The 13,042-nt window shown below is 64.9% G+C and carries 11 protein-coding genes and 1 pseudogene; 1 reads left to right on the forward strand and 11 read right to left on the reverse strand.

Annotated elements, in window-relative coordinates; translation table 11 throughout:
• The 8 genes and pseudogenes from Q0K09_RS03180 to Q0K09_RS03215 form a co-directional block, all read right to left on the reverse strand.
• Window positions 1-578, reverse strand: a 578-nt coding sequence (locus tag Q0K09_RS03180) for a DUF3849 domain-containing protein (protein WP_294472781.1), incomplete at its 3' end; no start/stop codon positions are given.
• A 135-nt stretch (window positions 579-713) separates the two neighbouring features.
• On the reverse strand, window positions 714-941 hold the full coding sequence (locus tag Q0K09_RS03185) for a hypothetical protein (protein ID WP_294472784.1): 228 nt from the start codon (window positions 939-941) through the stop codon (window positions 714-716).
• Window positions 938-1,129, reverse strand: a complete 192-nt coding sequence (locus Q0K09_RS03190; RefSeq protein WP_294472787.1) for a hypothetical protein — start codon at window positions 1,127-1,129, stop codon at window positions 938-940. The genes Q0K09_RS03185 and Q0K09_RS03190 overlap by 4 nt, the downstream gene beginning before the upstream one ends.
• Before the next feature lie 139 nt (window positions 1,130-1,268).
• Window positions 1,269-2,426 (reverse strand): annotated as a pseudogene (locus Q0K09_RS03195) (IS1182 family transposase); the annotation flags it as partial.
• A 15-nt stretch (window positions 2,427-2,441) separates the two neighbouring features.
• Window positions 2,442-2,831: a transposase gene (locus tag Q0K09_RS03200; protein ID WP_294472789.1), complete on the reverse strand. Its 390-nt coding sequence runs from the start codon at window positions 2,829-2,831 to the stop codon at window positions 2,442-2,444.
• 254 nt (window positions 2,832-3,085) lie between these two features.
• Complete coding sequence (locus Q0K09_RS03205; protein ID WP_294472792.1) at window positions 3,086-3,910, reverse strand: 4Fe-4S binding protein; 825 nt, start codon at window positions 3,908-3,910, stop codon at window positions 3,086-3,088.
• Window positions 3,911-4,016: 106 nt separating this feature from the next.
• On the reverse strand, window positions 4,017-6,167 hold the full coding sequence (gene feoB / locus Q0K09_RS03210) for a ferrous iron transport protein B (protein WP_294472794.1): 2,151 nt from the start codon (window positions 6,165-6,167) through the stop codon (window positions 4,017-4,019).
• Complete coding sequence (locus Q0K09_RS03215; RefSeq protein WP_294472797.1) at window positions 6,167-6,415, reverse strand: FeoA family protein; 249 nt, start codon at window positions 6,413-6,415, stop codon at window positions 6,167-6,169. The genes feoB and Q0K09_RS03215 overlap by 1 nt, the downstream gene beginning before the upstream one ends.
• Before the next feature lie 257 nt (window positions 6,416-6,672).
• On the opposite strand from Q0K09_RS03215, the gene Q0K09_RS03220 reads away from it, so the two are divergent.
• The gene (locus Q0K09_RS03220; protein WP_294472799.1) at window positions 6,673-8,997 is read left to right on the forward strand and encodes a sugar phosphate nucleotidyltransferase; all 2,325 of its coding nucleotides are present in this window, start codon (window positions 6,673-6,675) and stop codon (window positions 8,995-8,997) included.
• Between the two features lie 54 nt (window positions 8,998-9,051).
• Here the strand turns inward: Q0K09_RS03220 and Q0K09_RS03225 are convergent, their stop codons facing one another.
• The 3 genes from Q0K09_RS03225 to Q0K09_RS03235 all read right to left on the reverse strand — a co-directional run bounded on the left by Q0K09_RS03225 (window position 9,052) and on the right by Q0K09_RS03235 (window position 13,025).
• Complete coding sequence (locus Q0K09_RS03225) at window positions 9,052-9,792, reverse strand: TVP38/TMEM64 family protein (RefSeq protein WP_294472804.1); 741 nt, start codon at window positions 9,790-9,792, stop codon at window positions 9,052-9,054.
• Between the two features lie 791 nt (window positions 9,793-10,583).
• Complete coding sequence (locus Q0K09_RS03230; RefSeq protein WP_294472807.1) at window positions 10,584-12,137, reverse strand: sodium:solute symporter family protein; 1,554 nt, start codon at window positions 12,135-12,137, stop codon at window positions 10,584-10,586.
• Between the two features lie 186 nt (window positions 12,138-12,323).
• Window positions 12,324-13,025, reverse strand: a complete 702-nt coding sequence (locus Q0K09_RS03235; RefSeq protein ID WP_294472809.1) for a FadR/GntR family transcriptional regulator — start codon at window positions 13,023-13,025, stop codon at window positions 12,324-12,326.
• Window positions 13,026-13,042 lie beyond the last annotated feature (17 nt).

Raw genomic sequence — 13,042 nt, forward strand, 5'->3', positions numbered from 1 at the left:
CCAATGGCTTTGGGGCTGCACCCAAAGCCATCGTGGGCGTACCAGAGCTGGGCACGGGTGGTCCAATAGGATTCCTTTAGGGTATCTGTAGAGAGTACCAGCACCTTTCCCTCGTAGTCCAGTTCTTCAAAGGAGTTTGGTTCACACTGGCCGGGACCGAAGAGTCTCAGCCCCTGATATGCGGCACGGTACTGATCCACCACACCATCCAGTATGGCAGGGTGACTGGTCACAACGAAGTCCAGGTTATGCCGCTGATCCGGTGGGATGTAGGTCTGGTCGGCCCATGCTCTATTTCTGGGGCTGAATCGCCCGTCCCACTCTTTTTGCTGGATCGTATTAGCCAGCACCCAGGCTGTCCGCTTATAGCCGAACTCTTGGAGAACTTCGGCCAGGCATTCCTTGTCCAGATGGGCGCCGTCGTAGTGCTGTCGGATCGCCTCCTCAATGGCAAGCTTGCAGGCGATGTTTTCCTGGTGGCTGGCCCGCCACAAGGACAGCTCATACCGGCGGCGGGCCTCTTCTGCGGAGTAGGGATAATGATGGGATTTAATAAATTTGACACCATTGACAACCAATCTTTGTCACATAAACTCCCAAAACGCCATGTATCAACTCTGTCAACCAGCCTAAAAAGAGTACCAGAAAAGGTGTCTGCTATCTGATTCAAAATGAGCGGCAAAGAAGCTGGGCTATAAACCCAGCTTCTTTGCTTATCTCCTTCTAGGTTGAGAAATCAGGCCCCATCTGATCGCCAATGCCTTTGTGATATGGTCAAGCGCCTTGCTGTCAAACATAAACTGCCCATTCGCTGGGAGGGCCAAGGCCTCAAGGTATGCACCGTTTTCAGCCCAGAAATGATATTCGTTTCTGTACTCATGGGCGTTGACCCAGTTGATTTGCTGACGGACCCATATATTGTTTATCAGCATATCTCTCAAAGGATGTTCACCTCCTTGATGGTGCTCTCAAGAATACCACAATCGTTCAGCAGGTGATTTTTGATGTACTCGATACCGAAGTCACCTGAATAGTATTCGCTGTTCAAGTTGACCTCGCGTATCTTGTGCTCATTGTCCACATTTTGAAAGTGCAGATGAATTTCCATCACTGCCCTGTATCGGCCCATATCTGTCAACCTCCTTATTAAAATTTTCACCCCCTTATCTATATCATGCCTTTTGGAAGGCTTACAAAACAAAAAAGAGAGGGAGGAGATGGTATAAACCATCTCCTCCCTCAGCCTGTCGAGAAACCCGGTCTACAGTTTATGCGTAGGCCGGGTTTCTGGCGCGAAGTGTGCAGAGCAGGATACAAATGAAGGGTGAACGCTTCTCCCTCCACAGCCATTTGGCCAGTTTTTTGAGGTTCATGGCAGCAAATTTAAGCTTCACCCAGTTGGTAACCTGGGCCAAGCCTCTGTACTGCGTATAACGCATGGCGTGTTTTTCCTTGGCGTCTGCAAAGACCCGTTCAATGGTCTCTTTCCGCCGCTTGTAGAGCTCCTGGTATTTGGGCGTATAGCGGGCGTCGTCGGCCAATTCCTCGTAGTCCTTCCAGATATGCCTCTGCACGGTCTTTACACAGTCCTTGGAGCAGGTACACAGATGGCGGGTGGGACAGTTGAGGCAGATCTTGGGGTCGCTTTTGTATTCCCGGTATCCGTCCCGGTTGGTGGTGCGGTAAGTCAGGACCTGGAATTCCGGGCAGAGCACACAGTCGTAATGCTCGTCATAGACATACTTCCACCACTCGTGGCCGCCCTTCCTGGTCTGAGGCCGCTTGTAAGCGGTGGACAGCACACGTCCATCTTCAAATGCCTTCTTGCAGATATGAGGCGTCTTGTCAGCGGAGTCGGCAACAATGGTCTCCATTTCCGGGAACGCTGCTGTTACACGGTCATAGACCTCATCAAAGGCCACGCTGTCATGTACATTCCCGGGGGTAACGACGGTCTCCAGAATAAATCCATGCTTGTCACAGGCCGTGTGGGCCTCATAGGCAAACTGCCGCTTGTGGTCTCCCTTGACAAACAAGCCGCTGTCCGGATCGGTCACGCTCCGCTTCGCGGCACGCAGCTTCTCCTTCTTCCGCCGGGCCAGCTTCTTCTTCGAGGTATTCTCCCGCCGCTTCTTTGCCGGAGCCGGAGGCTCGTCATCATCGTCAAACGGTTTCTTCCCATGTGCCTCCCGGTCCGCGTTTACCTCCTCCATCAGTTCCTTGGCATATTGTCTGGAGGCTGCCGGGACCTGCACCTTCACCTGCTTTTTCGTATTTGCGTTGGCTTTGATATGCGTGCCGTCTATAAAGACTGCCCTGGGGGAGAGGTATCCCGCCTGCGCCACTTCCTCCAGGATCCAACGGAATACCTGGTCTACCGTTTCCTCGGTAAAACGGTGCCGGAAATTGTAACTCACCGTGGAAAAATGCGGTGTTTCTTCCTAAAGGCTGTACCCCAGAAACCAGCGATATACAATATTGAGGGAGACCTCCTCCGCCGTCCGCCGCAGGGACGGCAGCCCGTACAGATGCTGGATCAGCACCATCTTAAACAGCACCACGGGATCTATGCTCGGCCTGCCATTGTCCTCACAATACAGCGGCTCTACCATTTCGTACAGCCTGCTGAAATCCACCGCTTGATCGATTTTTCGCAGCAGATGATCCTGCGGGACTAGGGCTTGTTTGAAACATGTCAACATGCCCAACCGGTGGGTCTTTTGCCCCCTGGACGGCGCAATTTTTCCTTGAAATCCGCCAGGATTCCTGCGAAAAAATTGCTTGCCAGCGGCCCAAAATCCCTCGCTGCCGGACACATCGCCAATTTTCAAACAAGCCCTAATCTGTCTATCCCTACGATCTCAATCACATCTCGCTCCATTTTTCCCCGTTCCAGCATCTTTCATCACTCCCTCCTCCCTATTTTACCTCATTCATATGAAAAAGCCCAGCTTATGCTGGACTTTTTCGACAGGCTGCGGACCCCTGTGCGTTTGGCACAGGGGTCCGCCGTTTTTCCGGGTGACTTTCTCCCCGGACCGCCGGGTCCTCACAGACCCCGAGGCGTTCCTCCCGGAGGGATGCGTCAGACAAAGAGGGCCGGCTCCGCCCGGCGGGCAAAGCCCAGCTCCAGCTCCTCCTTGTGGTAGAGGTAGCCGGGGTCGTCGTAGTACTTGGCCCCCTTGGGGCACTTCTTGACACAGGCCCCGCACTTGATGCAGATGCCCCGGAAGGCGCGCACATCCTCCGGGTCGATGGAGCCCATGGGACACACCCGGGCGCACAGGCCGCAGCCGTCGCAGGCGTCGCTGGTCTTGGGCTTCACCTTGCGGATGTCGATGGGGTTGCCCTTCCGGTCCCGGGGCTGGTAGTAGGGGCGGATGGGCTCCTCTCCCCGGACCGCCGCCGGGGCATGGGGGACCGACGGGTCCCAGGCCGCCGCCTTTTCCGCCACCTGGCGGGCAAACCCATCGGCGATCTCCAGGTCCTTGACGTCCGGCCGTCCGGCGGCCAGGACCCGGGAGAAGGCGTGTTCCCCGATGAAGGCCGCCCCGGCGATGGTGTGGAAGCCCCCCGCCTCCAACAGGTCCCGGAGCTCGATGAGTCCGTCGTCAAAGTCCCGGTTGCCGTATAGGGAGACGGGCGCCGCCAAGGCGCCGTTCCCCTTCACCGTCCGTAAGTAGGGCAGGAGTACATTGGGCACCCGCCCGGCGTAGACCGGACAGCCGAAGATCACCAAGCCCCCCTCCCCCAGCGCCGGGAAGCCCTCCCGGGCGGAGGGCAGGGTGAAGTCGTAGGTGCGGTACGCCGCCTTCAAAAGGCCGGCGGCCTCCCGGGCTACCCGGGTGGCAATGGTCTCGGTGGTGCCGGTGGCGCTGAAATAAATGGCCCAGACGCTCTTGATTTCCATAAAAATACCCTCTTTTCTCTCTGCCCTGCTCTTCGGGCGGGATGTGCTCCTATGGCACCATTATACAGGCTGAGGGGCTCGGATGCAAGTTCGATTTCGCCCCTTCTTAGCCCAGCCCCAGGGCCCGGGCGGCGGCCGCCGTCAGGGCGCACAGGCCCATCCCCACGGCGGTGGGCAGGGCGATGGCCAGCAGGGTCCACCGGACGCTGCCGGTCTCCTTGGCGATGGTGAGGCAGGTGGTGGAGCAGGGCCAGTGGAAGAGGGAAAAGAGGATGGTGCATACAGCGGTGCGCCAGGTCCAGCCGTTCTGGACCAGCAGGGCCCGGAGGGCCTCCAGGTCCCCCAGGTCCGTGAGGCTCCCGGCGGCCAGGTAGCCCATGAGCATCACCGGCACCACGATCTCATTGGCGGGAAAGCCCAGGAGAAAGGCCATGAGGATGACGCCGTCCAGCCCCAGCAGCCGGGCAAAGGGGTCCAGGGCTCCGGTGCAGAGGCTCAGCAGGGTCCCCTCCCCCACCCGGAGGTTGGCGCACAGCCAGATCACCAGCCCCGCCGGCGCGGCCACCGCCGCCGCCCGGCCCAGGACGAAGACCGTCCGGTCCAGCAGGGAGCGGACCACCACCTGGCCCACCCGGGGCCTGCGGTAGGGGGGCAGCTCCAGCACAAAGGCCGAGGGCACCCCCTTGAGCACGGTGGCCGACAGGATCCGGGAGGTCCAGAAGGTCATGGCCACCCCCAGGAGGATGACGCCGGTGAGCAGCCCCGCCGCCAGCAGGGACCGGCCCAGACCGCCCCCGGCCCCCACAAAGAACATGGTGAGCAGGGCGATGAGGGTGGGAAAGCGGCCGTTGCAGGGGACGAAGCTGTTGGTGAGGACGGCGATGAGCCGCTCCCGGGGGGAGTCGATGATCCGGCAGCCCACCACCCCCGCCGCGTTGCACCCAAAGCCCATGCACATGGTCAGGGCCTGTTTGCCGCAGGCCCGGGCCTTTTGGAAGGCGTGGTCCAGGACGAAGGCCACCCGGGGCAGGTAGCCGAAGTCCTCCAGGAGGGTGAAGAGGGGAAAGAAGATGGCCATGGGGGGCAGCATCACCGACACCACCCAGGCCAGGGTCCGGTAGACCCCCAGCACCAGGGCGCCGTGGAGCCACGCCGGGGCGTGTAAGTACCAAAAGAGGTCCGTGAGCCGGTCCTGAACCCAGAAGAGGGCCCTGGAGAGCAGCGACGAGGGCAGGTTGGCTCCCCAGATGGTGAGCCAGAGGGCCAGGGCCAGCAGGCCCAGCATCACCGGGATGCCCGTGGCCCGGCTGGTGAACAGGCGGTCCAGCCGGGCGTCCCGCGCCTCCCGCCGGGTGGGGCGGCAGGTCGCCACCGCCTCCGCGATCCCGGCGGCGGCGCGAACCAGGGCCGAGGCCACCGCCTCCCGGAGAGCTTCCCCCTCCCATCCGGCAGCTTCCAGCTCTGCCCGGGCCGAGGCCAGGGCGGCGGAGACCGCCGGGTCCGCCCCTGGGTCCCCGCCCAAAGCTTCGGACAGGCTCTGGAGCAGGGAGGGGTCCCGGTCCAACAGCCGCAGGGCCGTCCACCGGGCGGGGAGCCGCCCCGACAGCCACGCCGTCAGCGGGGGCTCCAGCCGGGCCAGGGCGGCCTCCACCGCCGGAGGGTAGTCCGCCCGGAAGGGCTCCGGCGGCTGGGGGGCATCACAGACCCCCTCCACCGCCGCCATCAGGGGCTCCAGGCCCTCCAGCCGCCCCGCCGAGGTCCCCACCACCGGAACGCCCAGAATCTGGGAGAGCTTTTCCAAATCCACCTGAATGCCCTTGGCCCGGGCCTCATCCAGGAGGTTGACGCAGACCACCGTCCGGGGCATGAGCTCCAGGGTCTGGAGGACCAGGTTCAGATTGCGCTCCAGGCAGGTGGCGTCACAGACCACCACCGCCGCGCCGGCCCCGCCGAAGCAGAGGAAGTCCCGGGCGGCCTCCTCCTCGGCGGATCGGGCCAGGAGGGAGTAGGTCCCCGGCAGGTCCACCAGAATGTAGTCCCGGCCGTGGCGGATGTGGCGGCCCTGGGCGTTGGCCACCGTCTTGCCGGGCCAGTTCCCCGTGTGCTGGCGCAGGCCGGTGAGGGCGTTGAAGAGGGTGGATTTCCCCACGTTGGGGTTGCCCGCCAGGGCCACCACCCGGTCCTGGGGGCTCCGCCGCTGGATCACCAGCGCCCCGCCGGCGGCCCCCGCGCCGGTGGAGGTGTGGGTGAGCCCCATCAGACCGTCACCGGGCCGGGGGCCAGGCCCACGGAGGCGGCGTCCCGGGTCCGCAGGGCTACCACGGCCCCCCGGATGAGGTAGGCCGCCGGGTCCCCGGCGGGGCTCCGGCCCCGGCAGGTCACCCGAGTGCCCGGGATGAGCCCCATGTCCAGCAGCCGGCGGCCCATGGCGGGCTCGGCCTCCACCCGGACCACATAGGCGCTCTGGCCGTCTCCGAGGCGGTCCAGAGAAAAAGAACTCAACATGATTGGCAGCTCCCATCCTAAATGTTGTGAGCGGAAAACCTGGGCAGCGCCGGACAAAGCGCGCCCAACGGCTTTGCGCAATGCCGCCCTTGGTCTCCCACCCTATCTTATGCGAAGGGGGTCGAAGGGGGACCATGGCGGGACGCGCCGGGGTACCGAAAGGGGGACGCCGGACCTTCCCCCCGCCGGGGCGTTTACATTTCCGGCACCCTGGCCATACTAGAGGAAATCACCTTTTGAGAGAGGATGGTTTCCCAGTGAAAGCAGTGATCTTGGCCGGCGGAGAGGGGCGGCGTCTGCGGCCCATCTCGGCGGGGCTCCCCAAGTCCATGGTCCCCCTCCTGGACCGGCCGGTTCTGGAGCACATCATCGCCCTGCTCCAGCGCCACGGCATCACCGACCTGGCCCTGGCCCTTCGGGCCATGCCCCGGACGGTGGAATCCTGGTTCGGGGATGGCTCCGGGCTGGGTGTGAAGCTGACCTACTTTGTGGAGCGGGAGCCCCTGGGCACGGCGGGCAGCGTCAAGGGGTGCATGTCCTGGCTGGGGGAGGAGGACTTTTTGGTGCTCCACGGCGACATCGTCACCGGCATCGACCTCACCGAGGCGGCGGGCTTCCACCGGGCCAGCCGTGGGGATGCCACCCTGGTGCTCAGCCGGTGCGGCGCCCCCCCGGCCTACAGCCAGGTCCTCACTGGGGACGACGGGAGGGTCCAAAGCATCGTGGACCAGCCTGCCTGGAGCCAGGTCCTCACCGACACGGTGAGCACGGGCATCTGTTTTCTCACCGCCAAGGCTATGGCGGAGGTGCCGGAGGGGACCCCCTATGACTTTGACCGGGACCTCTTCCCAAAGCTGCTGGAGGGGGGCGGCACCCTCTGCGGCTATACCGCCCCGGGCTTCTGGCGGGACATCGGGGACTGCGGGGCCTATTTGGACTGCGCCGCCCAGGTCCTCTCGGGGCGGACAGGGCTGGACCTGGGCCTGCCCCTCCGGGCCCCGGGCATCTGGGCGGCGGAGGAGCCCCCGGCGGACGTGACCCTGGTGCCCCCCTGCTGGATCGGCCCCGGGGTTACCCTGGGGGCGGGGAGCCTCTTGGGCCCCCACGCCGTCCTGGGCCGGGGGAGCTCCGTAGGCCGGCGGAGCCTGGTCCAGCGCAGCGTCCTTATGGAGGAGGCCCGGGTGGGGGACGGCTGCACCCTCTATGGCGCGGTACTGTGCCGGGGGGCCTCCGCCGGGCGGGGGGCCGTTCTCAATGAGGGGGCCGTGCTGGGCTCCGGCAGTTCCGCCGGGGCGGAGAGCATCCTCATGGAGCGGGTGAAGGTCTGGCCGGGGCTCCGGGTCCGGGACGAGGCCCGGCTCACCGCCTCTCTGGTGGCCGGCGGGGCCTCCGAAGGGGTGTCCTTCGGGGACGGCGGCGTCATCCGGGGGACCTTGGAGGGGGGAATCAGCCCCGCCCTTCTGCTGGCCATCGGCGGCAGTCTGGGGGGCGGGGGCCGGGTGGGCCTGGGGGCCAGCGGGGAGTCCTGCGCCCGGATGCTGGCCCGGTGCGCCGCCAGCGGAGCCGCCGCCGCCGGGGCGGAAGTGTTTCTCCACGACGGGACCTGCCCCGCCGCCGGGGCCTGGGCGGCGGAGCGGTACGCCCTGCCGGCCTCCCTCTTTGTGGAGCAGGTGGGTGAGCGGCTCTTCCTCCACTTCTTTGACCGCCGGGGCCTGCCCTTCTCCCGGTCCCGGCAGCGGAGGCTCGAGGGGGCCCTCCTGCGGGGAGAGGTCCACCGGGCGGCGGCGGAGCGGGTGGGGGCCGGGGAGCACCTGAGCGCCATCCCGGCGGCCATGCCCGCCGACGCCGCCCGCCGGGCCCGGTATGGCCGGGGCCCCCTGACGCCGGTGGCGGTGTCGGCGCCAGGGACCACGGCGGCCGACCGCATCCTGGCCGCCGCCCTGGAGGAGCTGGGCTGTGTGGTCCTGCGGAAGCGGACCACCGGCGTGCCCGGCTTTGCCGCCGGGTACGGCGGGCTGCGGCTGTGGGCCTGGGACGAGGAGGGCCGGACCCTCCCCCCGGAGCGGCTGCTGGCCCTGGTGAGCCTCATCGAGCTGGAAAACGGCGGGGGGCGGGTGGCCCTGCCCGCCGGGTCCCCCGCAGCCATCGAGGCCCTGGCAGGGGGCCGGGAGGGGGCGGTGCTGTCCCTGGGCCGGGACGGCCCCGAGGCCCAGGAGCTGTACGCCGCCCTGCCCAGTCTCCGGGACGCCGCCTTCGCCGCCGCCCGGATCTGCGTTCGGCTGGGCCGCACCGGGGAGCGCCTGGCCACCCTGGCGGCCCGGGTGCCCCCCTTTGTGGTCCTCCGCAGGGAGGTCCCTCTCCGCCGGGGCCGTGGGGAGGTCATGCACGACCTGGCCCAGCGCCTGGGGGGCGAGGCCGGCCAGGGGGTCCGGGTCAGCGGCCGGGAGGGGGTGGCGTGGCTCTCCCCCCTGAGCCGCCGCTCCGCCCTCCTGGTGTCGGCGGAGGCCGCCAGCATGGAGGCGGCGGAGGAGCTGTGCACCCGCTGCGTCCAGGAGGTTCTGCGGACGGACCGGCGGCCATAGAGATGGAAAGGCCGCCCAGGTACCGAGAGGTACTTGGGCGGCCTTTGCCGTCGTTCAGAGCGCGCCTTCCCCGCCCGCCTGTTCCACCGGCCTGTCCGGCGGCGGGGCGGTGCGGCGGTCTCGCCGGAGGCGCCGCAGCAGGGCCTCCTCCACCCGGTCGCCATATCGGAGCCCCCCCAGGAAAAGGGCCAGGCCGGCGGCCCCGATGAGGGCCATGCCCCAGAGAGGGATGGAGACCGCCGAACTCCCCACGGCACAGGCCGCCAGGAGGCCCCAGGGGCGGAAGAGGAGGACGATGGCCAGAAAGCGGGTCCAGCGGATCTGGGTAAGGCCGGCCAGAATGCAGATCAGGTCGTCGGGGAAGAAGGGAAAGAGGAAGACCAGGGCCAGAAAGACGTCCTGCTTCCGCCGGAGGACCTCCAGGTAGCGGCCGGAGACCTTTTCCCCCACAAAGCGGTCGGCGAAGCCCTGACCCAGGGTCCGAGCCAGGCCGAAGACGATGAGGGAGCCCGCCGCCACCGCCAGCCAGGTCAGCAGGAAGGATTCCCACAGGCCGAAGAGGAGGGCCCCGCCGGCGGCGGTGAGGTTGCTGGGGATGGGGGCCAGAATCACAGAGGCCAGCTGGACCGCCAGAAAGGCCAGCTGGGAATAGGGGGAGAAGGCCGCGATATAGTCCTGAATGCCCTCCAGCGAGGCGGCGGCGGCGAAAAAGCCCGTCCGCCAGAGAAGATATCCGCCCGCCCCCAGAAGGACCAGAGCGGCGAACAGGGCGGCGGTCCATTTGGTTTTCTTCATGTGTGCATCCCCCGTTTCTTTTGTCCTTATTCTGATGCGTGCCGAACAAGGCCGAAAGCCTTGAAAGCCAAGGCTTTCGGCCTTGTTCAAGTGCAAGGGTTTTGGGCGATTTCAGCCCAAAACCCTTGCACTTCCTGCGGTGGCAGGTCCATGCCGCCTCAGGAGGACGCATTGCGGCAATGGCTGAATTCTTCCCACAAGCGCCGATTTCGGTGTATATGGGAAGAATTGTGCGGCTGTGCCGTGCGAATCAGCCGCTTTGCGGTTTGTTCAGCAGACATTAGATTACCACACCAGCCCGGAGAAAACCATTACAAATCCCTTAAGATTTTTGGAACTTTCCTCCGGCGGGCAAGAAAAAGGGCCGGGAGAGGGTCCGGGCCTGCCTGCCCCCGGTCCGGCCAAGGGGCAGACAAGTCCGGCCGCTCCACGGCCTTCCTGTCTGTGCACGGGCTTTCTATCTCTATCGGAAAGGACAAAAAATCCACACCCTGCGGTGTGGTCCTGCCGTCCACATGATCCGATTTTATCGGTCGCTGATGGGCTGCTCCATATTGCCGCCGAAGATCAGATCATCGACATCCAGAGCCCGGGTTTGGGTTTCGCGCGTCCACATGCTACACAACACCTCCTTTTCAATTCTGAATGGATTATACCATCCCTGGCAGAGAAATGCAAGAGGGCATTTGTATATAATATATAAATTTATGGTAAACAAATTGTGAATTGTGTCGAGACAGCGGACAGCCCCGGCGCCCCTCCCACCCATGGCTGCGGAGGGGCGCCGGAGATCAGGACTCCCTGCCGGGGTCCCCCAGGGCCTCCCGCTGGGGGACCAGCACCTGCTGGTCGTAGCAGGCGAAGGCGCTGTCCACCAAGTCCCGGTCAGGCCGGGGGGTGGCCAGGGAGACCAGGGGCACCAGCACCAGCCCCGCCAACATGCAGAAGGCCCCGGCGTTGATGGGGGACTGGAGCAGGGCGGGGAAGGAGCCGCCAAAGAAGATGTTGGCCAGCATCACCCCGGTGGAGAAGAGGAAGCAGCACCAGCAGGCGGCCTTGGTGGTCCGCTTCCAGTATAGTCCGTAGAGGAAGGGGGCCAGGAAGGCCCCGGCCAGAGCCCCCCAGGAGACCCCCATGAGCTGGGCGATGAAGGTGACGCTGGAGTGGTACTGCACCAGGGCCAGGACCACCGAAATGGCGATGAAGGCCACAATGAGGCAGCGCATCAGGAAGACCTGCCGCCGCTCCGGCAGGTTCGGGAGGAAGCGGTCCTTCAAAAAGTCCAGGGTCAGGGTGGAGCTGGAGGTGAGCACCAGGGAGGAGAGGGTGGACATAGAGGCTGAGAGGACCAGAATGACCACAATGCCGATGAGCAGGTCGGAAAGGCCGGAGAGCATGGCGGGGATGATGGCGTCATAGCCCTCTGCGGCCACATCCACCTGTCCGCCGTAGAGCCGCCCAAAGCCTCCCAGGAAGTAGCAGCCCCCGGCCACCACGGCGGCGAAGAGGGTGGAGATGACGGTGCCGGTCTCAATAGCGCGCTCACTCTTGATGGCGTAGAACTTCTGGACCATCTGGGGCAGGCCCCAGGTCCCCAGGGAGGTCAGGAGGACCACCCCCAGCAGGTTCACAGGGTCCGGGCCGAAGAAGGAGGCGAAGACCCCGGGGGCCTCCGACACGGAGGGGTCGCTGACCTGGGACAGGGCTTCCAGGGCGGGCAGGAAACCCCCGTGGCGGCTCAGCACCGCCCCGATGACGGCACAGATGCCCACGATCATGATGAGCCCCTGGATGAAGTCGTTGATGGCGGTGGCCATGTAGCCCCCGGCGATGACGTAGACCCCGGTGAGGGCGGCCATAACGATGACGCAGACGGCGTAGTCGATGTGGAAGGCCATGCCGAAGAGCCGGGACAGGCCGTTATAGAGGGAGGCGGTGTAGGGGATCAAAAAGAGGAAGGTGATGGCCGAGGCCGCCAGCTTCAGGGGCCTGCTGCCAAACCGGCGGCCGAAGAACTCCGGCATGGTGGAGGAGTCCAGGTGCTGGGTCATGATGCGGGTCCGGCGGCCCAGCACCACCCAGGCCAGCAGGGAGCCCAGCAGGGCGTTGCCAATACCCACCCAGGTGGCGGCGATGCCGTATCTCCAGCCGAACTGCCCGGCGTAGCCCACAAAGACCACGGCGGAGAAATAGGAGGCGCCGTAGGCAAAGGCGGTGAGCCAGGGCCCCACCGAGCGGCCTCCCAGCACAAAGCTGCTGACATCGGCGGCCTGCCTCCGGCAGTAGAGGCCCACCGCCGCCATCACACTGAAAAACGCCACAAGCAGCGCCAGCTTGATCCCCATACCATACGCTCCCTCTCCCAAAAATTTTTCGCTTTGATGTGTTGAAGTTTAACGCATAAAATCAATAAAGTCAAGAAGAATTTTTCCGGCGCGGCCTTTGGGTTGGGCATCCCGGCAAAAAAGCGCCGGCCCGGGGGCTCCCGGGCCGGCGCGGCTGCTTCTGCCAGAGGTTCAAAGGACGGGCCTTCAGAGCAGCCCCACCATGGCGGAGTCCACCACCTGGAAGTGCTCCCGCATCATGCGGACAGCCTCCAGGGCGTTGTGGTCCTGGAGGGCCAGGACAATGCCCTGATGGGAGTCCTGGAGGCGCTTGCGGTAGCTCTCATCCCGCATGGTCCGCTCCCGAATGTGGCTGATGAAGCCCTCAATGGTCTCGTTCATGGCCCGAAGGATGACCATGATCAGCTGGTTGCCCGCCGCCTCCGCGATGAGGAAGTGGAGGCGCTTATCCAGCACCGTGCTGCGGGAGATATCCTCCTCGTCCCGGAGCTTCCACACCAGGTCCTCCAGCTCGCTGAGCTGGGCCGGGGTGATGCGCTGGGCGGCCAGACGGACCGCCTCGCTCTCCAGGCCCTGCCGGAGCTCGCTGACCTGCCGGTAGTCGGTGGCCCCCAGGAGCATCATCATCTGGGTGGACTCGGCCAGGTTCTTCTCAATGTCGCAGGAGACAAAGTTCCCCGCCCCCTGGGTGCTGGAGATGAAGCCCATGAGCCCCAGCATCCGCAGGGCCTCCCGGACGGAGTTCCGGCCCACCCCCAGCTGTTCGGCCAGCTCCCGCTCCGGGGGGAGTTTTTCCCCCTGCTTAAGCTCGCCCTTGAGGATCTCACCCTTAATGTAGCTGATGACCCGCTCATATGCTCTTCCCTGCTGCGCGTTTTCCTCTTTCATCGTTTCGCCCACTCCGT

The sequence above is a fragment of the uncultured Intestinimonas sp. genome, from assembly GCF_944387725.1.
In the GTDB taxonomy this organism is placed as follows: domain Bacteria; phylum Bacillota; class Clostridia; order Oscillospirales; family Oscillospiraceae; genus Intestinimonas.